Annotated in this window: 17 protein-coding genes; 5 read left to right on the forward strand and 12 right to left on the reverse strand. The window is 71.3% G+C overall.

Annotated features, from left to right (window positions below; all coding sequences use genetic code 11):
- Positions 1-28: 28 nt before the first annotated feature.
- The 6 genes from E0H26_RS07990 to E0H26_RS08015 all read right to left on the reverse strand — a co-directional run bounded on the left by E0H26_RS07990 (position 29) and on the right by E0H26_RS08015 (position 7,004).
- Positions 29-1,315, reverse strand: a complete 1,287-nt coding sequence (locus E0H26_RS07990) for a M24 family metallopeptidase (protein ID WP_131302749.1) — start codon at positions 1,313-1,315, stop codon at positions 29-31.
- A 92-nt stretch (positions 1,316-1,407) separates the two neighbouring features.
- Complete coding sequence (locus tag E0H26_RS07995; RefSeq protein WP_131302751.1) at positions 1,408-2,394, reverse strand: sugar ABC transporter substrate-binding protein; 987 nt, start codon at positions 2,392-2,394, stop codon at positions 1,408-1,410.
- Positions 2,395-2,444: 50 nt separating this feature from the next.
- A complete protein-coding gene (locus tag E0H26_RS08000; RefSeq protein WP_131302753.1) occupies positions 2,445-3,473 on the reverse strand; it encodes an ABC transporter permease in 1,029 nt (342 codons plus the stop codon).
- On the reverse strand, positions 3,470-4,438 hold the full coding sequence (locus tag E0H26_RS08005) for an ABC transporter permease (RefSeq protein WP_131302755.1): 969 nt from the start codon (positions 4,436-4,438) through the stop codon (positions 3,470-3,472). Before E0H26_RS08005 ends, E0H26_RS08000 begins: the two co-directional genes overlap by 4 nt.
- On the reverse strand, positions 4,435-5,970 hold the full coding sequence (locus E0H26_RS08010) for a sugar ABC transporter ATP-binding protein (protein ID WP_131302758.1): 1,536 nt from the start codon (positions 5,968-5,970) through the stop codon (positions 4,435-4,437). Before E0H26_RS08010 ends, E0H26_RS08005 begins: the two co-directional genes overlap by 4 nt.
- A gap of 356 nt (positions 5,971-6,326) precedes the next feature.
- Complete coding sequence (locus E0H26_RS08015) at positions 6,327-7,004, reverse strand: helix-turn-helix domain-containing protein (RefSeq protein WP_206024944.1); 678 nt, start codon at positions 7,002-7,004, stop codon at positions 6,327-6,329.
- A 106-nt stretch (positions 7,005-7,110) separates the two neighbouring features.
- Here E0H26_RS08015 and E0H26_RS08020 point away from each other — a divergent pair, with 106 nt between their 5' ends.
- Together E0H26_RS08020 and E0H26_RS08025 are read left to right on the forward strand one after the other, a co-directional pair.
- Entirely contained in the window at positions 7,111-7,944 is an 834-nt protein-coding gene (locus E0H26_RS08020) for a TrmH family RNA methyltransferase (RefSeq protein WP_240742085.1), read from the forward strand.
- Between the two features lie 45 nt (positions 7,945-7,989).
- Complete coding sequence (locus tag E0H26_RS08025; RefSeq protein ID WP_476703376.1) at positions 7,990-9,729, forward strand: PucR family transcriptional regulator; 1,740 nt, start codon at positions 7,990-7,992, stop codon at positions 9,727-9,729.
- A gap of 37 nt (positions 9,730-9,766) precedes the next feature.
- Here the strand turns inward: E0H26_RS08025 and E0H26_RS08030 are convergent, their stop codons facing one another.
- Positions 9,767-11,122, reverse strand: a complete 1,356-nt coding sequence (locus E0H26_RS08030) for a MurL-like N-terminal domain-containing (RefSeq protein WP_131302766.1) — start codon at positions 11,120-11,122, stop codon at positions 9,767-9,769.
- Between the two features lie 89 nt (positions 11,123-11,211).
- On the opposite strand from E0H26_RS08030, the gene murD reads away from it, so the two are divergent.
- On the forward strand, positions 11,212-12,561 hold the full coding sequence (gene murD / locus E0H26_RS08035; protein WP_131302768.1) for a UDP-N-acetylmuramoyl-L-alanine--D-glutamate ligase: 1,350 nt from the start codon (positions 11,212-11,214) through the stop codon (positions 12,559-12,561).
- 15 nt (positions 12,562-12,576) lie between these two features.
- Here the strand turns inward: murD and E0H26_RS08040 are convergent, their stop codons facing one another.
- Positions 12,577-13,659, reverse strand: coding sequence for a hypothetical protein (locus E0H26_RS08040; protein WP_240742060.1), 1,083 nt, complete (start codon positions 13,657-13,659; stop codon positions 12,577-12,579).
- Positions 13,660-13,898: 239 nt separating this feature from the next.
- Here E0H26_RS08040 and E0H26_RS08045 point away from each other — a divergent pair, with 239 nt between their 5' ends.
- Both E0H26_RS08045 and E0H26_RS08050 read left to right on the forward strand, forming a co-directional pair.
- Complete coding sequence (locus E0H26_RS08045; protein ID WP_131302770.1) at positions 13,899-15,206, forward strand: aspartate aminotransferase family protein; 1,308 nt, start codon at positions 13,899-13,901, stop codon at positions 15,204-15,206.
- 29 nt (positions 15,207-15,235) lie between these two features.
- Complete coding sequence (locus E0H26_RS08050; RefSeq protein ID WP_131303180.1) at positions 15,236-16,726, forward strand: CoA-acylating methylmalonate-semialdehyde dehydrogenase; 1,491 nt, start codon at positions 15,236-15,238, stop codon at positions 16,724-16,726.
- Here the strand turns inward: E0H26_RS08050 and E0H26_RS08055 are convergent.
- From E0H26_RS08055 to E0H26_RS08070, 4 genes are read right to left on the reverse strand one after another with little or no spacing between them, the layout of a single operon-like run.
- Entirely contained in the window at positions 16,698-18,140 is a 1,443-nt protein-coding gene (locus E0H26_RS08055) for an acyltransferase family protein (protein WP_131303181.1), read from the reverse strand. The two genes, E0H26_RS08050 and E0H26_RS08055, sit on opposite strands and share 29 nt — an antisense overlap.
- A gap of 38 nt (positions 18,141-18,178) precedes the next feature.
- Entirely contained in the window at positions 18,179-21,856 is a 3,678-nt protein-coding gene (locus tag E0H26_RS08060) for a trypsin-like serine peptidase (RefSeq protein WP_131302772.1), read from the reverse strand.
- A complete protein-coding gene (locus E0H26_RS29765; RefSeq protein WP_240742061.1) occupies positions 21,853-22,716 on the reverse strand; it encodes a pentapeptide repeat-containing protein in 864 nt (287 codons plus the stop codon). The genes E0H26_RS08060 and E0H26_RS29765 overlap by 4 nt, the downstream gene beginning before the upstream one ends.
- Positions 22,706-23,098: a hypothetical protein gene (locus E0H26_RS08070; protein WP_131302774.1), complete on the reverse strand. Its 393-nt coding sequence runs from the start codon at positions 23,096-23,098 to the stop codon at positions 22,706-22,708. Before E0H26_RS08070 ends, E0H26_RS29765 begins: the two co-directional genes overlap by 11 nt.
- Between the last annotated feature and the right edge of the window lie 99 nt (positions 23,099-23,197).

Raw genomic sequence — 23,197 nt, forward strand, 5'->3', positions numbered from 1 at the left:
GTTTCCCTTCGAAAGTGGACCAGGCTGGTCAGTACTCGTTGGCGACGAACAACTGCTGGGCGGGGAAGCGGGTGAGCACCTCGGCACCGCGGGCGGTCACCACGACCTCCTCCTCGATCCGCGCGGCGGAGACCCCGTCGCTGGCCGGGCAGTAGGTCTCCAGCGCGAAGACCATCCCGGCCTTGATCTCGACCGGGTTGGTCAGGCTGTTCAGCCGGGAGATGATCGGCCGCTCGTGCAGCCCCAGGCCGAGACCGTGGCCGAACTGGAGACCGAAGGCGTCCATCTCGTTGGCGAACCCGAGTTCGGTCGCGCGCGGCCACAACCGGGCGACCTCGTCGGTACCCACCCCGTCGGCGACCTTGTCGATCGCGGCGTCCATCCATTCCCGGGCCCGGAAGTACGCGTCGCGCTGCGGTGCGGTCGCCCAGCCCACCGAGAAGGTCCGGTAGTAGCAGGTGCGGTACCCGTTGAACGAGTGGATGATGTCGAAGAACGCCTGGTCGCCCGGGCGGATGATGCGGTCGGTGAAGTTGTGCGGGTGCGGGTTGCAGCGCTCACCGGAGACCGCGTTGATCGCCTCGACCTGGTCGGAGCCCAACTCGTAGAGCCGCTTGCTGGCCAGCGCGACGATCTCGTTCTCCCGGATGCCGGGGCGCAGCACGTCCACGATCTCCTGGTAGACGCCGTCGACCATGGCGGCGGCCTGACTCAGCAGCATGATCTCGTCCACCGACTTGATCGACCGCGCGTCGAGCATGTGCTGCTGGATGTCGACCACCCGCAGCCCCTGGGCCTGCATCTCGAAGAGGAACGCCGGCTCGACGATGTCCACCCCGATCGGCTCGTCGGCCACCCCCGCGTCGATCAGCAGACCCTTGATGGTGGCGACCGCCTCCTTCATCAGCCCCACCTCCGGGCTGATCGCCCCCCGCAGGCCGAGCATGCCGGCCCGACAGCGGTCCTGTTCCAGCCAGGGCGCGTAGAGCTTGTGGTGCTTGGCGGCCGAGCCGAAATCCCACAGGTACGGCTTTGCGTCCCGGGTGAGCAGGGCGTACCGGGACATCTTGTCGCCGAGCGCGCCGCCGATCCAGGTCTGCGTGGTGTACCGGATGTTGTAGAAGTCGAACAGGAGGAACGCCCCGCAGCCGCTGGTCTCCAGCGCGCCCAGCGCGCGACCCAGCCGGTACTCCCGGAGCCGGTCGAAGTCGACCCGAGCCTCGTAGTCGACGGACATGTGCCCGGGGGCGGGAATCGCCCGGTTGGCGAAGTCCAGTGCGGGAACGAGCGGCGGTGGGTCCTGCGTCAGCGTCATGGTGCCTTCTCTCGATGGGGAACCGGCGGTCCACCGGGCCCCGGCGTTGCCGGAGCGTCCCCCGGAACCCGGTGAACCGTTGCGACCTGCACTCACCACTCGGGCGCGACCTCGGGGCTGTCGGCGTTGGCGGCGGTCACCTTGACCGAGGGCATGAAGAGGTTCTCGTCGACCGACTCGCCCTTGAGCACCTTCTCGGCCACCACGACGGCGTTCTGCCCGTCCCAGGACGAGGACTGGAAGATGGTGCCGTCCAGCTCACCGGACTTGATCAACGGGTTGCCCAGCTTGGTGTTGCCGATCGAGGTGATCAGCAGCGGCTTCGGGTCGATGCCCTGGGCCTTGAGCGCGTCGATCGCGCCGGCGACCATGGTGTCGTCGGCCGCGTAGATGCCCTGCACCTTGGCCGCGCCGACCGAGGTCAGCATCTCGCTGGTGACGGTCTGCGAGGTGTCCTTGTTCCAGTTGCCCGGCTGCTCGGCCAGCACCGTGACGTTCGGGCAGTTCTTCTGGATGGTGTCCAGGAAGCCCTGGCGACGGTTGATCGCGGTGGTGTTGCCGGTGAGGCCGTTGACCATCAGGATGCCGGTCGGCTTGCCGTCGGCGAGCTCGCACATGATCTCGGCCGAGGCGGCGCCCTGGCCGTAGGTGTCCGGACCGGAGTACGCCTTGATCAGGCTCTTGTCCGCCGGGATCACGTCGGAGTTGGTCACCGTGACCGGGATGTCGGCGGCCTTGGCCGCCTCCAGGCAGGGCCGGACGGTGTCCGCGACGGCCGGCCACAGGATGATCAGGTCCGGGCGGGCGGCCACCGCGACCTCACACTCGCTGGCCTGCTTGTCCGCGTCGTACTGCGAGTTGGTGATGGTCAGCTTGATGCCGGCCTTCGCCGCGGCCTCCTGCATGGGCGGCAGGTAGGTGGTGCCGTACGGCTGGTCGTTGCCCTGCGGGAGCAGGGCGTAGACGGTGTAACCGTCGGAGCCGTCGCTGGCGGCGCCGGACCCGCATCCGGCGAGCAGCATTCCGGTGGCGACCAGCAGCCCGGTGGCCGCCAGGGTCCCACGAGTACGGAGGATCATGTCTTTCCCCTTTTCTGTACCTGCCACCGCTGGGGGTGGGGGTGGTGGATTCACGCTGGGGTCTCGCCGCGCCGGCCGGACAGGAACGACCGGGCGTTCCCCACGACCGCGCGGAAGCTGGCGGGATCGGTGATGACGGCGAGCAGGAGTACGCCGCCGATGAAGATCTGCTGCACGTCGACCTGGACCCCGGAGAGGGTCAGTCCGACTTCGATGATTCCGAGCGACAACGCTCCGACGAGCGTGCCGACGATGGAGCCGCGACCGCCGGTCAGCGCGACCCCGCCGATGATGGCGGCGGCGATGCTGGCCAGCAGGACGGTCGACCCGGCGGTGGGGTCCGCGGCGGTCCGTTCCATGGTGTTGATGACTCCGGCGAGAGCCGCGACGAAGCCGGAGAGCATGAAGCCGGTGACGAGGCGTCGGGACACCGGGATCCCGGCGTCGCGGGCCGCCTGGCGGTTCCCGCCGACGGCGTAGAACTCGCGGCCGGCCCGGACCTTGGTCACGAAGATCTGTAGACCGATGAAGACCAGGACGAAGATCAGGACCCGGGGGGTGATCGGGCCGATGATCGGTGCGCCGAAGGCGATGCCGGCCTCGATGTCCGCCATCCGTACCGGCTTCTCGCCGGAGAGGACGAAGGCCAGGCCGCGCAGCACGAAGAGCATGCCGAGGGTGGCGATGAACGAGTTGATGCCGACCTTGACGACGAAGAACGCGTTGACGAGCCCGATCAGGAGCCCGGCGCAGAGCGCGACCACGATGCCGAGGGCGACGTTCGGGATGCTCGCCATGACCACACCGGCCACGGCGAGGGTGCTGGCGACGCTCAGGTCCAGCTCACCCATGAGGATCACGGCGGTGAGCCCGAGCGCGACCAGGCCGATGAGGGCGACCCGGCCCAGGGTCACCGGATAGGCGGTGAAGACCAGCGGTTCGAAGCTGAGGGTGGCGACCACCACCACGGCGAGCAGGGCGAGACCCCGCCATTCGGTACGACGAGCCAGTGCGGCCCGCAGCCGGGCCGACCGGTCGGTGGTGGCCGGGCCGAGACTCAGGGTGGGGGTGCTGTTCATCGCCGGGCCGCCTTCCGCGCCAGGGTGTCCACGGAAACGGCGAGCACGATCAGCGCGCCGATGGCCATCTGCTGCCAGCCGAACCCGATCTTCGACAGCACGAGGATGTTCGTCAGGACGCTGACGAAGATGACGCCCAGCAGGGTCCGCAGGACGCTGCCCTTGCCACCGAAGACGCTGGTGCCGCCGATGATGATCGCTGCCAGCGCGCCGAAGTCGAACCCCTGCGCCATGGTGGAGACGGCGGTGTTGGAGAACGCGGCGAGTACGAAGCCCGCCACCATGGCGGAGAGCGAGGTGATCAGGAAGGCGCCGACCACGACGCGGGAGGTGTCGACCCCGGCGAGTCTGGTCGCGGTCCGGTTCGAGCCGAAGGAGCGGATCAGGAAGCCGAAGTTGGTCCGGCCGAGCAGGAACGCCAGGGCGGCGGTCATCACCACGAGCACCAGCGCGGACAACGGCAGCCCGACGACCTTGACCTGACCGAGCGCCCGGATCGGCCCGTCGGGCGGACCGAAGAAGATGCTGCCACCGGAGAGCCAGCGCAGGATGCCCAGGCCGACGAAGGTGGTGGAGAGCGTGACGATCACGGCGTTGGCCCGCAGGTAACCGACGGCCACCCCGTTGACCACGCCGTACAGCAGCGCGATCGCCAGGGCGGCGAGTACCGCCAACCCGAGGCCGGCGGAGTTGCTCACCGCGATCAGCACCACGGCGGCGGTGGCCACCTGGGCGACGACCGACAGGTCGAGATAGTTTCCGCTGATCACCACGAAGGTCATCCCGACCGCGACGATCCCGATCGGTGCCGCGCGGTGGAAGACGTCGGTGATGTTGACGATCGACACGAAGTTGTCGATGAACAGGGCGGCGAAGGCGACAAGCGCCGCCGTGAAGAAGAAGATGCCCCGTTCGGAGACCCACTGCAGGGTCTGGGCGCCGGAGGGCCGCGTACCGCGCTTCATGCCTTACCCACCATTCCGCCGCCGGCCGCCAGTGACATGACGGACCGCTCATCGGCCTCGGGGCCGGACAGCGTGCCGGCGATCCGGCCGTCCCGGATCACGTGGATCACGTCCGACAGTTCCAGCAACTCGGGCAGGTCGGAGCTGACCACGAGCACGGCGGTGCCCTGGTCGGCCAGCTCACGGATCAGCCGGTGGATCTCCGCCTTGGCGCCGACGTCCACCCCGCGGGTGGGTTCGTCGAGGACGATGACCTTCGGGTTACGGCCCAGCCACTTCGCGATGACGATCTTCTGCTGGTTGCCGCCGCTGTAGTCGCCGGCGTCCTTGCGGATGTCCGGTGGACGCAGTCCGACGCTGTCGGCGAGCCGCTGGGCGAAGGCACTGACCCGCGACCGGCGAAGCACCCCGCCGGTCGCCAGCCGGCGACGGTTCGGCAGGGCGATGTTCTCGGCGACGGACATGGTCAGCGCCAGGCCGTCGGTGCGGCGTTCCTCCGGAACGTAGGCGACGCCGTTGCGTACCGCCGACTGGTAGCTGGAGATCGACCTGGTCCGGCCGTGTGCGGTGACCGTGACCCGGCCCGCCGTACGGATGTCCGCGCCGATCATGGCTCGCACCAGCTCGGTGCGGCCGGCACCGACCAGGCCGCCGAGTCCGACGATCTCACCGGCCCGGACGTCGAGGTCGACGCCGTGGACGCGGTGCGCCCGTACGCCCCGGGCGGCCAGGACCACCTCACCGGGCGTGCTCTCCCGGCGGATCTGGAGATCGAGCTTGTACTCCCGGCCGACCATCTGGTCGACCAGCGCGGCCGGCGTCGTCGCGCGGATCGGCGTGGTGCCGATGAGTTGCCCGTCCCGCAGCACGGTGACCCGGTCGCAGATCCGGAAGATCTCCGGGATGCGGTGCGAGATGTAGATGATGGCGAGCCCGCCCTCGGCGAGCCGCTGCAACATCGTCAGCAGGTAGTCGGTCTCGGCGGGGGTCAGCGTCGCGGTCGGCTCGTCCAGGATGAGCACCCGCGGCTTGCGGGCCACCGCGCGGGCGATCTCGACGAACTGGCGCAGCGCGACGGAGAGGCGGCCGACCCGTTCGTCCAGGTCGACGGAGACGCCGATCTCCCGCAGCGCCGTCGCGGCGACACCGCGCAGCTGCCGGGCGTTGGTGAAGCCGAGCCGGGTGGGGAAGGCCCCGAGCATGATGTTCTCGGCGGTGGTCAACTCCGGTACCAGGCTGAGTTCCTGGTGGACCAGGGCGATGCCCGCGTCGAGCGCGGCCCGGGTGCCGCCGGTGAGCGGTCGACCGTCGACGCGTACCTCACCCTGGTCCGGGGTGAGGATCCCGGCGAGGATCCGCATCAGGGTCGACTTGCCGGCCCCGTTCTCGCCGACGAGCCCGTGGATCTCCCCCGACCGGACGGCGATGCTCACGTCGTCCACCGCCGTGGCCCCGCCGAATCGTTTGACGATCGACTCGGCCTCGATGACGACCGGACCCGGTGCCTCGGGCGTGGTCTGGTCAGCGGTCATGGTCTCCCTCTTCGCGGCCGGTGATGGCTGTCGCCATCCGGAGTGCTCTCTCTCACAGAGCGGCGTGGAGGGAGCGTAAATTCAGAGCAAGCACCTAGGAAGTGAGAGGTGGCGAAGGTTACAAAGCCGTTACATGAGACTGCGCACCGGGCTGTGTCGGCAGCTAGCGTAGCCGGTCATATCCCGATATTGCCGACTACTCGTTCACTACCAGTGGACACAGAGAGGCAGTCGGTGGGATGAATCGGGCAGGACGTCAGCCGTCACGCATCAGGGGTGCGGACGCGGGTCGGCCCGGTCAGGGAAAAAGTGGCCGGCGGCGGGCTGCGCCCAGCGCGACCAGCGGCGCGCCGTGCTCAGTCGTGCGCGTGGTTGCTCTCGCCGCCGCCGCGCGGGTCGTCCCGAATGAACCAGATCGCCCGCACCTCCTCGGCGGTGGCGTTCCAGAAGCGATGCGGGATGTGCGAGTCGAAGGCGATGGAGTCACCGGCGTGCAGCACGGTCTGGTCGAAGCCCACCTGAACCGTCAGGGAGCCCTGGACCACGATGCCGTACTCCCGGCTGGAGTGCCGGATGTAGTCCTTCGGCGGCGGCACGGCCTGCGGGTTCGGGGGGTAGACCACCTCGATGAACTCCGCGTTCACCTCGGGCTTCGGGGTCAACCGTTCCCAGCGGGTGCCGCCGGTCAGCGCGATGGTGGGGCGGGCCGCCCGACGCAGCACGATGCCCCCGTCGTCCAGCGGCCCGTCCGGCGTCGGCGGCGCCGGGTCCGCGGCGGTGCTCGCCGCCGGGCTGCCGGCGACCGAGGGCACGTCCTCGAAGAGGCTGTCCATCGAGATGCCGAGAACACTCACCACGTTGTAGAGCGCCCGGACGCTGAACGAGGCCAGGCCCCGCTCGACCTGGGAGACGTGGCTGGACGACACCTCGACGCGGCGGGCGAGTTCCCGAACGCTCAGCTTGGCGGCCTCGCGGGCGACGCGGATGCGTTCGCCGACCCGGACCCATTCGGCTGAAGCATCGCTCTCGCCCACGCCAACCTTCCCCAAGCGCTCATTGTGACAGAACACTATCGCGCTGCGAGTGTAGTTGTGAAGCGCGGGCCGGCCCCGCCCGGGGCCGCGCGGCCATGATCCCCGAATCGGGCAGAATCGGCGGGTGCCCGTCCACCTGATCACCGACCCCGACGACGAGCGGATCGCCGACTACCGCGCCCTGACCGACGTGGAGCTGCGCACCCGCTGGGAGCCGCCGCACGGGCTGTTCATCGCCGAAGGGGAGTTGGTGCTGCGCCGGGCACTGCGGGCCGGCTACCCGGCCCGGTCGTACCTGGTCGACGCCAAGCGGGTCGACCAGCTCGCCGACCTGGACACCGGTGACACCCCGGTGTACGCGGCCACCCCCGACGTGCTGCGCGAGGCCACCGGCTTCCACGTGCACCGGGGAGTGCTCGCCTCGTTCCGGCGCCAGCCACTGCCGAGCGCCGCCGAGGTGCTGGCCACCGCCCGCCGGGTGGTCATCCTGGAGGACGTCAACAACCACACCAACCTGGGCGCGATTTTCCGGGCGGTCGCCGCCCTCGGGGTGGACGCGGTGCTGCTCTCGCCGTCCTGCGCCGACCCGCTCTACCGGCGCAGCGTACGGGTCAGCATGGGCGAGGTGTTCGCCGTGCCGTACGCCAAACTGGATCCGTGGCCGGCGGCGCTGGCCGACGTACGCGATGCCGGCTTCACCGTGCTCGCGATGACCCCGGCGCCGGACGCGGTGCCCATCCAGCGGTTGACGCCGGCCCAGCGGTCCCGGGCCGCACTGCTGCTCGGCGCCGAGGGCGCCGGGCTGACCCCGGCGGCGATGGCGGCCAGTGACGTGCGGGTGGTGATCCCGATGCGCCGTGGCGTCGACTCGCTCAACGTCGCCGCCGCCACCGCCGTCGCCTGCTGGGAACTGGGCCGTGACGACCCGACGCTGAGCTGACCGGCGGTTACCGGAAGCAGGGTCACGGACGGTAGCGTGTCGCGCGTGTTCCCCACCGTCCGTGAGGTCCTCGCGCTGGATCCGGTCCGCCACGGCGCCCCGCGCCTGGTCGCCGGGGAGGCGGGGCTGGACCGGCCGGTTCGCTGGGTGCACGCCGCCGAGGTACCGGACATCGCCACCCTGCTCGGCGGTGGTGAACTGGTGCTGACCACCGGTATCGGGCTGCCCGGCGACGACGCCGGGCTGCGGGCCTTCATCGGCGACCTGGCCGGTGTGGGCGTCTCCGGACTGGTGGTCGAACTGGGCCGCCGCTACCTCACCGGAGTACCGAGGGTGATGGCCGCCGCCGCCCAGCGGCACGGCCTGCCGCTGGTGGAGCTGCGCCGGGCCACCCCGTTCGTACGGATCACCGAGGCGGTGCACGCCCTGATCGTGGACGCCCAGCTCACCGAGCTACGCGCCACCGAGGAGATCCACCAGCGGTTCACCGAGCTGTCCGTGGAGGGCGCCGAACCCGACGAGGTGGTCCGGTGGGCCGCCGAGCTGTCCGGTTGCCCGGTGGTGCTGGAGAACCTGTCCCGCCAGGTCCTCGCCTACGATCCGGCCGGGGAGAACGCCGAACTGCTCCTGGACGGCTGGGAGCAGCACTCGCGGCGGATCCGGCCGGGCGGGCGTACGGCGTACGACCCGGACAGCGGCTGGCTGGTGACGATGGTCGGCGCCCGGGGTGAGGACTGGGGACGGCTGCTGCTGCGCTGGCCCACCGGGGACACCCTGAGCGGCACCGACGGTGGCGCCCCGCCGCACGGTGATGCGTCGGCCCGGGTGGGCGCCGTGCCCGCGCCACCGACCCGGCTGACCATCCTGGTGGAGCGGGCCGCCTCGACCCTGGCGTTGGGCCGGCTGATCCGGCGCGACGCCGAGGGGCTGGAACGGCAGATCCACCGCACCCTGCTCACCGCGCTGCTGGACCGCTCCCGCCCGGTGGACGAGGTGGCCCTGCGGGCCCGGGCGTTGGGGCTGATGCTGGACCGCCGGCACCTGGTCGGGGTGGTGGTCCGGCACCGTGGCGACGACGTCGGCGGGGAGCACAGCCCGGCCGGGGAGCCCGCTTCCGGAGCCGAACCTGGGCTGGCGGGTGCCGGCGCGGCCCGGCTGCGCGACCTCGCCGAGACGGTGGGCCAGGCGCTGCGCGAGGCGAACCTGACCGGCCTGACCAGCGCCGTCGACGACCAGGCCGTCGGCGTCCTGCTGGCGCTCGCCGACCCGGCGGGGGAGGAGCGGGCGCTGGGCGCCTTCGCCGCCGCGCTGCGCCGCACCCGTGGCTCGACACCCGGCGCACTGATCATCGCGGCCGGTTCCGGAGTCGGCAGCCTGCGGGAGGCGGGCCGCTCGCTGATCGAGGCCCGGCAGGTCGCCGAGGCGGCCCGGCGGGACCGCCGGGACCTACCGATCTTCCGGCTGCCGCACGTCGGGCTCGCCGGACTGCTGCACCTGCTGCGTGACGAGCCGCGCCTGCAGACGTTCGTCGAACGCGAGCTGGGCGCCCTGCTGGCGTACGACGCCCGGCATCCGCGCGAACAACTGCTCGGCACCCTGCGCGCGTACCTGGAACAGGGCCGGAACAAATCGGCGGCGGCCGGCGCGGCACACCTGTCCCGACCGGCGTTCTACGAGCGGCTGGCCCGCATCGGCCGGATCCTCGACGTCGACCTGGACTCCGTCGACGCCTGCCTCTCCCTGCACGTCGCCCTGCTCGCCCTCGACGCCATCCGCACTCCCTGACCGGCGACGGTCAGCTCCACCCCACAGGGAGGTGGGGTTACGTGGTAAGGGAGTGCAGGGCCTTGGTGTAGGTGGGGGGGACGTAGGACAGGGCGCCGCTGGGGGTGAAGGCGTCGGAGGCGGCGGCGGTGGTCCAGGCGGTGTCGGGGACGGCGGCGACCAGGGCGGTCACCACCGGGGCGTCCCGCCACTCCGGTTGCTGGGCGAGGAGGCTGAGCGCCACCACCGACTCCTCGACCTCGCCGACGCACTCGAACGGCTTGTGCCCGTCCACGCCGAGCAGCTCCCGGTAGCCCGGAATCTGCGTGGCGTCGGCCAGCAGGTCACCGCCGAAGATGTGGGTGATCCGCTCGCGGGACATGAACGGGGCCAGCGCCAGGAAGACGAACCGGCACTTGGGGCAGTCGCGGCACCAGCGCTCGCTGGCGTCGCGCAGCTTGAACGCCGCGTTGCAGCTGGTCACCACGTCGTCGTAGCGGTCGATGGTGGCGAACAGTCGGGCGATGTGCAGCTCCGACAGCGGACGCAGCAGGGAGAAGTACGGCTCGGCCAGCCCGGCGTGCTCGGCCAGGGCCGCCCGCAGCAGCCCCTCGGCCTCCACCCCCTTGGACCACTGGTGGTTGATCTCGTGACCGTTCCAGATCAGGTTCGGGTCGGACGCCGAACGCTCGTTGGACATCACCACCGGGCCCAGCCCGTGCAGTACCGCGGTGGCGACCGCGATCAGCGAGTTGATCGCGGTGACCGGGATGTGTCCGTTCCGGGCGCCGGCCGCGTTCAGCTCGAACAGCACCGGGTCGAGGCGGCGCCGGGCGGCGAGCGGGGTGAGCCCGGACGCGGCGTTCACCGCGTTGATCACGTGGTTCGGGTTGACCGAGAAGGGCACCGGGTCGAGGCCGGCACGGCGCAACGCCTCCAGGCTGACGATCGAGTCCTTGCCGCCGCCGACCGCCGACAACGGGCGCCGGTCGGAGTTGTCGTACTCGGCGGCCGGCTGCACCCGACCGTCCGGGATGCGCGGAGTCAGCTCCAACACGTACGGCAGTTGGTTGCGGTAGGCGTACTCGGCCAGGCCCTTGGTGTAGACGGCGGTGACGAACTCGGCGGCGGCCGGACCGAGCGGGGCCGGCAGCACCAGCTGCCCCGGCGCGGCGGCCTTGTAGTAGCTGACCCCAGCCACCACGTGCAGCAGCTCCAGCACCCGGCCGAGGGCGGCCACGGCCGCGTCCGACGGTGACTCCTCGGGCACCGGCAACGTGATCACCTCGGTGAACCGTTGCTCGCCGTCGGGGCCGGTCAGGGCGTAGTCGAACAACGCCTCGCCGGTGGAGAGGTCGATCGAGTAGGACGGGAAGGTGAAGGCGTCCATCCGCGCCAGCTGCGTGTTGGGCACACGCCATACTAGGCCCTGGTTCGTCCGGCCGTGCCCGGCTCCGCCGGACCATGTTGCTGCCCTGCCGCCGTCGCATCCGAGGAGAAGCTGTGCGCCTGTCTGACCTGCGCGGACGTACCGTCGCCGTCTGGGGGGCCGGCCGGGAGGGCCGGGCCGCGGTGATCGCGATCGCCGCACACGGGCCGGCGGACCTGGTCGCGGTGGACGACAGCGCGAACTTCCTCACCCTGCCCTGGGAGGGGCCGCTGGCGGAGGCCGCCCCGCTGGTCACCGGCGAGGCCGGCTTCGACCGGCTGGCCGCCGCCGACGTGGTGGTCCGCTCGCCGGGCGTGCCGCAGACCCACCCGTGGCTGGTGGAGCTACGCCGCCGGGGCGCCACGATCACCCAGGGCACCGCGTTGTGGATGGCCGACCACGGCGAGCGCACCGTCGGGGTGACCGGCAGCAAGGGCAAGAGCACCACGTCCAGTCTGATCAGTCACCTGTTGGCGGCGGTGGACCGGCCCAACGTCTTCGGCGGCAACATCGGCGTACCGACGCTGGACCTGCCGGAGGCGGAGCTGTACGTGCTGGAGCTGTCCAGCTACCAGTGCAGCGACCTGACCGACTCGCCCCGGGTGGCGGTGGTCACCGCGTTGTTCCCCGAGCACCTCGACGCGCACGGCGGCGAGCGGGAGTACTACCGCGACAAGCTCAACCTGCTCGCGTACGGGCCACGCACCGTCGTGGTCAACGGTGCGGACCCACGGCTGGCCTTCGAGTTGGGGGACCGGGCGGCGGTTCGCGCCGGCACGGCGGACTCGGTGAACGTGGCCGGCGGACCGGACGGTACGCCGTGGTTCCACCTGGTCGACCGGCCGCTGTTCCCCCGGGCGGTGTTGCCGCTGGTCGGGCGGCACAACGAGGGCAACCTCTGCGTGGCCCTGGCGGTGCTCGACGCGCTCGGCGTGGACGTGGTCGACCGTAAAGACACCCTGGCGCTGGCGGTGGCCGAGTTCCAGGGGTTGGCCCACCGGCTGACCGAGATTCCCGACCCGTCCGGGCTGACCTTCGTCGACGACACCCTGGCCACCAGCCCGTACGCGGCCATCCACGCCATCGACGCGTACGACGGGCGGCCGTTGACCGTGATCGTCGGCGGCAACGACCGGGGCGTCGACTACACCCCGCTGCGCGAGCACCTGGCCGAGCGGGAACTCACCGTGATCGGCATTCCGGACAGCGGCCCGCGCATCGTCGAGGTGCTCGGTGGCCTGCCGAAGGTGCGTACCGAACTGGTCGAGGACCTGACCGACGCCGTGCAGTTGGCCCGCCAGCTCACGCCGGCCGGCGGCGTGGTCCTGCTCTCCCCGGCCGCCCCGAGTTACGGCCGCTTCCGCAACTTCGAGCACCGCTCCGAGGTCTTCGCCGAAGCCGTCCGCACCACCTCTCCCGCCTGACCACCCACCCGTCGATCATGAAGTTGGCCGAGAACTCGGCCCGGCTCGCTCATCATCGGCGAGGGTGGTGTGCAGGGCGCGCATGGAGCGGATCGCCGAGCGGATCTCCTGTAGGTAGCGGCCCGGGGTGAGGGTCGGCTCGGGCAACCGGGTCAGGTCGGCCAGCGTGGGGTCGACGCCGACCGTGTCGATCTCGCAGCGGTACGGCACGGCGAGGGTGCGCAGCGCGTCGCAGTGCTGGAACGGCACGTAGATCGGTGCGGTGACCAGCAGGACCTCGTCGTGCCGGGCGAGTTGCGCGTGTTCGGCCCAGAAACGCTGGGTGTCGGCGGTGTGGGCGCGGCGGCGCTGCGGCTCGCTCGACGGGGCGGCCAACACCCGCACCGGCGGGGTGCCGGCGGGCCGGTAGGTCCGTGACGACCAGGAATGGTGCGGATGACCGGCGTCCAGACCGTCGTCGGCCGCCGGCGCGGACACGGCGAAGGTGTGGCGTACCGCCGCGTCCAGCGCGTCGACCTCCGTGTCGCAGCCGGTCACCCCGACGTCGGCCAGGGTCTGCCGTTCCACCTCGGACAGCGGGCGGAAGCTGCCCAGCACCGCCACCTCACCGCCGACCCCGACACCGGTACGCAGCAGGTGCGCGGCGTACGCCACCCGGCGCAGGCAGGCGTGCGCCAGACCGCCCAGCACCACCAGGTGGGCGTACCGGGGGCGGTGCGGTGGTCGGGAGCGGACCAGGCCGAGCGTGTCGGCGGCGGTGCGCACCAACTCGGCGGTGGGCGGGTCGAGGTCCGGTTCCCGGGCTTCGGGCCGTTCCCGGCCGGCCCGGAAATCCCAGCACCGGGCGGAGAAGTCGTCCAGCCCGGCGAGCACCGCGCCGAGGTCGCCGGCCGGCCATCGGCCGCCGAAGCGGGCGACCAGCGTGCGTAGCGGGGCGCTGCCGATCCAACCGGAGATGCCGTCGACGATCACGCCGTCACCGGTCGGTGTGGCGCTCGGCAGGGGCACGGTCGGGGCCGTGCCGCCGGCTGTCGACGTCGCCCGCACCGTCCGGGCCGGGTCGGCGGTCCCGGGCGGCGGGGCGGGACGCTCGGGCACGGGTCGGATCGTACCGGCCGGCGCAGGGGTACGGGTCGCAACGGGTCATCGCAGCGGCAACGAAAAACGCGGACCGGAGGTCGGTGCCCCGACCGAAAGTGCGGCGGCAGCAGGGAACGGCCCACGGATTGCGTTGACGTTCTGTCAGGGGGTGCGGGGCCTCGCGCGACACGTTGACACTTGTCCAGCCAACGACGGTGGTGAAAGCGTGCGGTTACCGCGAACCGAAGGGTGCGACGATGACCTCCGACGACCTGCTGGCCCGGCATCGGGCCGTGCTCCCGTCCTGGATGCCGCTCTACTACGCCGAGCCGATCGAACTCGTCTCCGGCGAAGGCCGTCGGGTCACCGACGCCCAGGGCCGCACCTACCTGGACTTCTTCGGCGGGGTGCTGACGAACATGCTCGGCTACGACATCGCCGAGGTTCGGGAGGCGGTGCAGCGGCAGCTCTCCACCGGGCTCGTGCACACCTCGACGCTCTACCTGATCCGTCAGCAGGTCGAGCTGGCCGAGAAGATCGCCCGGCTCTCCGGCATCCCCGACGCCCGGGTCTTCTTCACCAACTCCGGCACCGAGGCCAACGAGGCCGCGCTGCTGGTCGCCACCAACTACCGCCGCTCGCACCAGATCCTCGCGGTCCGCAACAGCTACCACGGCCGGTCGTACGCGACGATGGGCGTGACCGGAAACCGGGGCTGGTCGACCAGCCAGCTCAACCCGCTCCAGGTCGCCTGGCTGCACTCCGGCGAGCGGCTGCGCGGCCTGCTGGCCCGGCTGCCCGAGGCCGACCGGATCGACGCGGCGGTGGAGGACCTGCGGGAGGTGATCGCCACCCAGACCAGCGGGGACGTGTCCTGCCTGCTGGCCGAGCCGATCCAGGGCGTCGGCGGCTTCGTGCACGGGCCGGACGGCCTCTTCGCCGCCTGGAAGAAGGTCCTCGACGAGCACGGCATCCTGCTCGTCTCCGACGAGGTGCAGACCGGCTGGGGGCGTACCGGCGAACACTTCTGGGGCTACCAGGCGCACGGCGTCACCCCGGACCTGCTCACCTTCGCCAAGGGCATCGGCAACGGCTACGCGCTGGCCGGGGTGGTCGGCCGGGCCGAGGTGATGGAGTCGGTCTCCGGCATCAGCTTCTCCACCTTCGGCGGCAACCCGCTGTCCACCGCGGCCGGCAACGCCGTCCTGGACTATCTGCTCGACCACGACCTCCAGGCCAACGCCGCCCGGGTCGGTGCGATCCTCGGCGACGGGCTGCGCGCCGCCGTGGCCGACCTGGACCGGGTCGCCGAGGTGCGCGGCAAGGGTCTGATGCTCGGAGTCGAGTTCGTGCAGCCCGGCACCGGCGAGCCGGACCCGGGACTGACCACCCGGGTCTTCGAGGCGTGCAGGGAGGGCGGGCTGTTGACCGGCAAGGGCGGGCTCTACGGCAACGTGCTGCGGATGGGACCGCCGCTGACCCTCACCGAGGAGGAGGCCCGCGAGGGCCTGGCCGTCCTGGTCGACGCGATCCGTTCCTGCGTCGCCGAGGCGGTGACCGCGTGAGCGCGGGCAGCGAGTCGGCTCGGCGAGGCGTGCACCTCATCGGGCACTTCGTCGACGGCAAGCGGGTCGGCGGCAGTTCGACGCGACGTGGTGACGTCTTCGACCCGGCCACCGGTCGGCGTACCGGCGAGGTGGAGCTGGCCTCCGCCGCCGACGTCGCGGTCGCCGTGGAGGCCGCCGAGCGGGCGGCACGTAGCTGGCGGGACGCGTCGCTGGCGAAACGGACCGCGGTGCTGTTCGCCTTCCGTGAGCTGGTGCACGCCCGCCGTGACCAGCTCGCCGAGGTGATCACCGCCGAGCACGGCAAGGTGCTCGCCGACGCCGCCGGCGAGGTGCAGCGCGGGCTGGAGGTCATCGAGTACGCCTGCGGCATCCCCGCCGCGCTGCGCGGCGGCTTCAGCGAGAACGTCTCCACCGAGGTCGACTCGTACAGCCTGCGCCAGCCCCTCGGGGTGGTCGCGGTGATCAGCCCGTTCAACTTCCCGGTGATGGTGCCGCTGTGGTTCGTGCCGGTGGCGGTGGCCGCCGGCAACGCCGTGGTGCTCAAGCCGAGCGAGAAGGACCCGAGCGCGGCCCTGTTGCTGGCCGAGTGGTTCGCCGAGGCCGGCCTGCCCGACGGGGTCCTGAACGTGGTCAACGGCGACAAGGAGGCGGTCGACGCGCTGCTGGAGCACCCGGCGGTCAAGGCGGTGTCGTTCGTCGGCTCCACCCCGGTCGCCCGGTACGTCTACCAACGCGGCAGCATGGCCGGCAAGCGGGTGCAGGCGCTCGGCGGGGCGAAGAACCACATGGTGGTGCTGCCCGACGCCGACCTGGACCTGGCCGCCGACGCGGCGGTCAACGCCGGGTTCGGCTCGGCGGGGGAGCGGTGCATGGCGATCTCCGCGCTGGTGGCGGTGGAACCGGTCGCCGACGACCTGGTGGCCCGGATCGCGCAGCGGATGACCGGGCTGCGCACCGGGGACGGGCGGCGCGGCTGCGACATGGGTCCGCTGGTCACCGCCGCGCACGCGGACCGGGTGCGGTCGTACGTCGAGGCCGGGGTGGCCGCCGGGGCGGTGCCGGTGGTCGACGGCCGCGAGGTGACCCCGGACGGCGACCCGGACGGCTACTGGCTCGGCCCGACCCTGTTCGACCACGTCACCCCCGAGATGTCGATCTACACGGACGAGATCTTCGGGCCGGTGCTGTCGGTACTGCGGGTCGGCTCGTACGACGAGGCCGTGGCGCTGGTCAACGCCAGCCCGTACGGCAACGGCACGGCGATCTTCACCAACGACGGTGGCGCGGCCCGGCGCTACCAGCACGAGGTGGAGGTCGGCATGGTCGGCGTCAACGTGCCGATCCCGGTGCCGATGGCGTACTACTCGTTCGGCGGCTGGAAGTCGTCCCTCTTCGGTGACCTGCACGCGCACGGCGCCGACGGCGTCGCCTTTTTCACCCGGGGCAAGGTGGTCACCAGCCGTTGGCTGGATCCCCGCCACGGTGGGGTCAACCTCGGCTTCCCCACCCAGACCTGAGCAGCCGCAGGGTGCCCGCCCCGGCCAGGTACGCCACCAGGGCGTCGGCGGGCAGCCCGAGCATCTCGGGCGCGGTCTTCGCGGTGGTGCTGTTGGCCACCATGGCGTACACGATGGCGGCGTAACCGGCGACGACGAGCGTGCCCCGGACCGTCGCCCACCGGCGGCCCGACCGGCCGTCTCCCCGCGGCCGGTCGGCCCCGCCCGTCCGGCGGGTACCCGCCTCGATCGGGCCGAAGATCGTGACCAGCCCGGCCAACACCAGGCTCAGCAGCAGCAACCAGGGCAGCCGCCAGCCGAACCAGGCCGCGGTGCCGGCCGCCGGGGTGGGCAGCACGCCGAGCGCGTCCAGCGCGCCCACCAGCAGGATCACCGCGCTGAGGTGCCACAGGAAGGCGGTGAGGACGACCGCGTTGACCCCGATCACCGCCTTCCACGGGCGGCTGCGGCGCAGCCAACGTTCGGCCCGCTCGCGCAGCAGCAGGATCAGCCCGAGTTGGCCGGTGGCCACGGCGAGCAGCGCCAGGCTGGGCGGGGCGGCGTTGTCCAGCCGCTCACCAGGCATGCTGATCATGCTCACCGGGTACGGGCCGGGCCCGGTCAGCAGCACTGCGACCCCCAGCCCCGCCGCCATCATCAGCAGCGCCGCCCGGCGGGACATCGGCAGGCACCGGGTGCGGATCAGGGCGAGTCCATCGGCTGGTCGGCTCCGGTCGCGGTCGGCGTCGGGCCGGTCGCCGTCGGCCGGGTGGCAGTTGCGTCGGCGGGCGTCGTACCAGGCGAAACCGAGTTGGTGGATGGCCAACCAGCCGAGCAGGTAGTTGGGCAGGGCCAACTCGGCCGGGCCGACCGCGCGGCCCAGGTCGCCCAGGGCGACCAGCAGCACCAGGCCCGCCGGCACGGCCAGGCCGAAGCGACGGTGCAGCGCGTACATGACCGGGGTCAGCGGCACCACCGCGAAGTAGGCGGCGAGGAACCACAGCGGGATGGTGGCGAACCAGACGACCGTACGCACCTGGCTCGGCTCGGCACCGACCAGCCGGGCGATCACCGCGCTACCGGCGAGCACCACCACCAGTGCGGTGGTCGGACGCAACAGCCGGGCGCTGCGGCCGAGCAGCCAACCGATCGCGTCCGCGCCCCGGTTCCGCTGGGACGCCAGGGAGGCGGCGTTGGCGTACCCGCCGACCAGGAAGAACACCGGCATGACCTGGACCGCCCAGGTCAGTGGAAAGGCCCAGGGCATCGCCGGCAGGGCCGAGTGGCCGTCGGGTCGGCCCTGCTGGTCGTAGTAGATCGTCGCGATCATCCAGTGGCCGAGGACGACCAGCACGATCGCCAGGGCCCGGAGCAGATCGAGGTAGCGCTCGCGGTCGGCCGGCGTCCGTGCGGCAAGTCGGGCCAACCGGCGCATGGTCCGAAAATATGCCAGCGACAGCGGAGCCACCCGGACTATTCCACCAATTGCTGCGCCTGCGGCGGGGCCGTCAACGCCGCGAGCAGCGCCGCCGTGTCCCGCAGCGCCGTGTCGCGCAGGTCGAGATGCGGTTCGGCAATGCGCCACCGGGGAATCCAGTGATGTAGCCGGACCAGCACGTCGACCGCGTCCTGGTGGGCGTACCGCCCGGCCCAGACCAGCGAGAGGGCGCGACTCGCCGCCTCGCTGAACTGAGAGCCCTTCGGACAGTTCGGGTTTAGCGCGGCCGGATGGGCCAGCCAGCGCAGGACGATGTCGTCGAGGCGGGCCCCGGCGAGTCCGCAGCGCAGCGCCTGACGCCGGCAGAGCGCCTGGATGAGGCCGTCCAGTTCACCGTGCCCGTTCACTTCGACCGTCTCGTGCTCGACGGCGTCCAGGTAGCCCTCGACAGACCGCAGTAGCCGATCGCCCAGGTGCGGATAGCGGCCGATAATTCTGGCGATGCCGGTCAGGCGCCAAGGGATGTCGACATCCTCCGGGTGCGCGCTGGCCCACTCCAACACCACATCGGCAGTGACCTCGGTCAGCACCCTTTGCCGAGTGAGCTGCTTGCTGACGAAGGCGACGTGCGGCGTCGAACGGTGTTGGTTAGCCCAACGGTCCACGAGCGGCGACATCCACTGCGGCAGGTCGGTCAGCTTGCGTATGGCCAGCAATGGTGGCAGGACGAACCCGGCGTGTGCCGTATCGCCGTGTTCTCGAAGCCAGGTTAGCGCGGCGTCCACGCCATGAGCCACGGCCTCCTCCGCCATATCGCTTCGTTCGAGCAGCGGACGTAGCACGAACGGGGCTTCGGTGGAGGTGCCGTGTTGGTCGAGCCAGTGCAGGGCGTGTTGGATCGCGGGTGGTGCGTCCTGGGGTGTCAGGTCGTCACGTTCGAGCAGCGGACGTAGCACGAACGGGGCTTCGGTGGAGGTGCCGTGTTGGTCGAGCCAGTGCAGGGCGTGTTGGATGGCGGGTGGTGTGTCCTGGGGTGGTAGGTCGTCCCGGTCGAGCAGCGGACGTAGCACGAACGGGGCTTCGGTGGAGGTGCCGTGTCGGTCGAGCCAGTGCAGGGCGTGTTGGATCGCGGGTGGTGCGTCCTGGGGTGTCAGGTCGTGACGTTCGAGCAGCGGACGTAGCACGAACTGAGCCTTTTCGGTGGAGGTGCCGTGTTGGTCGAGCCAGTACAGGGCGTGTTGGATCGCGGGTGGTGCGTCCTGGGGTGTCAGGTCGTCACGGTCGAGCAGCGGATGCAGCACGAACCGGGCTTGGGCGAGGGTGCCGTGTTGGTCGAGCCACTGCAGGGCGTGTTGGATCGCGGGTGGTGCGTCCTGGGGTGTCAGGTCGTCACGTCCGAGCAGCGGATGCACCACGAACTGGGCTTCGGTGAGGGTGCCGTGTTGGTCGAGCCAGTGCAGGGCGGCGTCGATGCCGTGGCGGGCATCCTCCGGTAGCAGGTCGTTTCGATTCAACAAGGTTGCGACGACGAAGCTGGCCTCCACTGCCGTCCGGTGCAGCGTCAGCCAGGCGGTGGCCACCTCGATCAGTGGCGCGGCCTGTGCGGTGGCGACCGTGCGTAGTCCCTTGTAGAGGATGTGTCGCGCGGGCAGCGACGTGCCGTGTGCGGTCAGCCAGGGGGCCCCGAGTTGCGGCCAGTGGTGGAACAGGGCCTGCGCCCAGGGGGAGTTGTCCAGCACCGCGCCGAGGGCGTAGGCACCCTCGTCCTGCTGGCTGGCCAGCAGCGCGCCGGCGGTGGTCGCGTTGGCGGCCAGCCAGGCGGTGCACTGCGCGGCGAGCGGCCCGTCGCGGTGCTGGAGTGCCATGTCGCGCAGCAGCCGGTCCAGGTTCATGGCGTACCGGCCGATGGTCCGGGCGCTGGTTAGGCTGGCGTCGAGGATCCGGTCGGCGACCTTGGTGCGGACCGTGTCGAGTCCGGCCCGCACGGTGGTGTGTTCGAGCAGTTGGTCGACCACGATGTCGTGGACCGGTGCCAGGCCGTCCGGCGTGTAGATCATCCAGCCCATCGCGAGCAGGACGTCGAGCAGGTGCTCGGCGCGCGACTCGTCGCTGTGCTCGACCCGGCTGCCGCAGGCGATCAGGGCCGGGCGGGGCTGGGGGGTGGCGGCGGCGATCGCGGCGTAGATCTGGAGCCGCACGTCGGGGTCGCGCTCGTCGTCCAGCCGTTCGGCGTGGTGCAGCAGGTCGTCCTCGTTGAGCCGGCGGACCAGCCAGTCCAGGAGGTTCTCCGGCCGTAGGTCGCCGGTTGCCGCCGACAGTCGACCCCGATCCGCCTGGGCCTCGGCGGCGGCGGCGATCAGGGTCGCGATGACCGGGCGTCGGCCGCACAGCTGCAACAGCCGTTCGTCGCCGAGGATCGCCCGGGCCTGTGGTGCCAGGGTGGTGACGATCTGGTGACGGATCCGGTCGAGGTGCTCGTCGTCGGGTCGTAGCTCGACGGGCCGGAACACCTCGGTGAGGGTGCTGTTGTCCTTCTGGTGGAACCAGCCGGGGCGGGCCGAGCCGAGCAGAGCGAGGCGGATGCCGCGGGCCCGCGCGGCGGGCAGCAGCCGGTGCCGGATCGCGGGATAGTCCAGGCCGCTGAGGTTCAGGTAGTCGATGATGATCAGCAGGCGTTCGTCGGTGGTGCTGGTCACCACCTCGATGAGCTGTTCGGTGGTGACCAGCGGCTCACCGGGGCGCACGTGCAGCACGCCCCAGCCGGCGTCGACCGCGCGGCCGGCGACCTCCAGGCAGGTGCGGGTCTTGCCGATGCCGGCCTGACCGACCAGGAGCAGACCGGACTGGCCGGCCAGTTCGTCGAGGCGCCCCAGCAGCCGTACCGGATGGGTGGCGGCGTGGCCGTCGGCCGGCGACACGTACGGCAGCCGGTCTTCGCGCAGGTTGTCGGCCAGTTCGGTGAGCGCCTCGGCGTGCTCGATGATCCCGGTCGGCAGCAGCTGCGGCGGTTCCCGTTCGACCTGGTCGAGCGAGGTGCCGACCAGGCCGGCGAAGGCCGGGTCGGCGAGGAGCCGGGTGACCCGTACCGCGTCGAGTCGCCCCGGACCGTACCGGGACGGCACCGCCAGTACGACCCCCAGCAGGAGTTGCCGGTCACCGGCGGTCAGCAGCGGCGCGCCCGAGAAGCCGCTGTGCGGGTGCGGCTCCAGCACGACGTCATCGTTGGCGTCGCGGACCACCGCGCCGGTCGCGTCCCGCTCCGGTTGTGGTGGGTTCGGCGCGATCCGGGTGGAGTCCAGCGCGTACCGGTGGTCCTCGAAGCCGAGGCTGGGCATGACCTGACCAGGAAGCTCGTCGAGGCGGCGACCGTCGTGGCTGACCTGGACCCACGGGTAGCCGACGCTGAGGCAGGGCACCGGCTGGTGTCCGCGCAGCTCGCCGTAGCGGGTGTGGGTCTGTTCGGCGGTCCAGCGCGGCACGTCCAACCGGATCAGGGCCGCGTCGGCGTCGATGCCGTCGCCCCGCCAGATCACCGTCGCCCGGTGCTCCGGTTCGACGGGGCTGTCGCTGCGGGAGACCCAGGCCGGTTCGCCGCGTCCGCCCACGACATGACCGGCGGTCAGGACCAGGTCCTCCCCGACGGCGTACCCGGAGCCCAGCAGCCGGCCGCGGACCTTCACCACTCGTTGGACGTGCGGCTCAAGTCCGGTCACGACAGGTGGCCGGCGCAGGTGTGGCGGTTGTCGTCGCTGTTGGTGCCGTCGGGGCAGGTGGTGTTCCGCCAGACGACTCCGTTGATCGAGGCGCCGGTCAGGTCCGCGCCGGTCAGGTCGGCGTTGGTGAGGTCGGCGTGGTCGAGCTTGGCGTTGCGTAGGTCGGCGTCGCGCAGGTACGCGTCGACAAGGCGGGCGCCGCGCAGGTCGGCGGTGGGCTGGACGGCCGGCGGGTTGGCGGCCCAGGCGAAGGCCACGATGCCGACGGCGGCGACGGCGGTGGCCAGCATCAGTTTGTGCAGTGCCCGGGTGAACTGGTGCTTGAGCGCCTCGTGGGTGGCGGTGTCCTCGATCGCGGTGATCCGCTCGTCGAGGTCGGCGATCGCGGCGGCGAGCTGCGTCCGTACGTCGTCGTCGGTCGACGGCTCGCGCTGCGCGGCGATCAGTTCCTCCCGGGCGCCGATGACGTCGGCCGGGGTGGAGAAGCCCTGGAGATACTTGGGGTTGCGGCGGAAAAGGTCGGCCACGGTCGCCAGGTCGGATCGTCGTTGGGCCCACGCCTGGTCGAGGTCGCTGATCAGCACCAGCTTCGGGAGCAGAATCCGTACGGCGGTCCAGATGGCGTACACCACTGCGGAGAGTCCGGCGACCGCGCCCAGAACCGCGATCCACAACCGGGCGTTCGCCACGGAGTCGGGTACGCCGAGCGGGAGTTCGCCGATGCTCGACAGTTGACTGCCGGCCAGCATCGCCGCACCCACCGCGGCGGCGCTGGCCACCAGCCACTTGGCCGCGTCCCGAATGCGATCGTTGGCCCGTTCCAGGGCGTCGGCGCTGCCGCCGGCGTCGTCAGTGATCATCGCGGTCGATGTCCACGCCGGGCTTGGGGCGGACGATCGGCGGCAACTGTGCGCTGCCGAGACGGCTCGGGTCGAGGCCCACCAGGGTCTCGTCCACGCCACGTATGGTCCGGTCGGTGCGTCCGGGCACATTCTCGCCGGGCTGCCGGTGCCCGGGCACCGCCAGTTCCTGCCGTGGCTGCCGCCATGGATATACCGTCAACCGGATCCGATGTGCGTGGGCGTTCTCGGCCGGCGCGAGATGCCACGTGACGCCGCTGTCATTCGCTCGGGTGATCAGGTTCAGCTCCACGTCGACACCGTCGTCGGCATCGCCGGACGTCGAACGTTGCAGGTCCCGGATCAGCGCGGCCAGTGCGTCGGTCAGGGGGATATCCGGCACCACGCCTCCAACATGGACTTCGACTGGCAGCTACTCGCGTATGAACGTTAACCGACCGGCCACGTCGACGAATCCGCCGGTAGGGGTATCGACGGTGAC

The sequence above is a fragment of the Micromonospora zingiberis genome, assembly GCF_004331455.1.
Lineage (GTDB): Bacteria > Actinomycetota > Actinomycetes > Mycobacteriales > Micromonosporaceae > Micromonospora > Micromonospora zingiberis.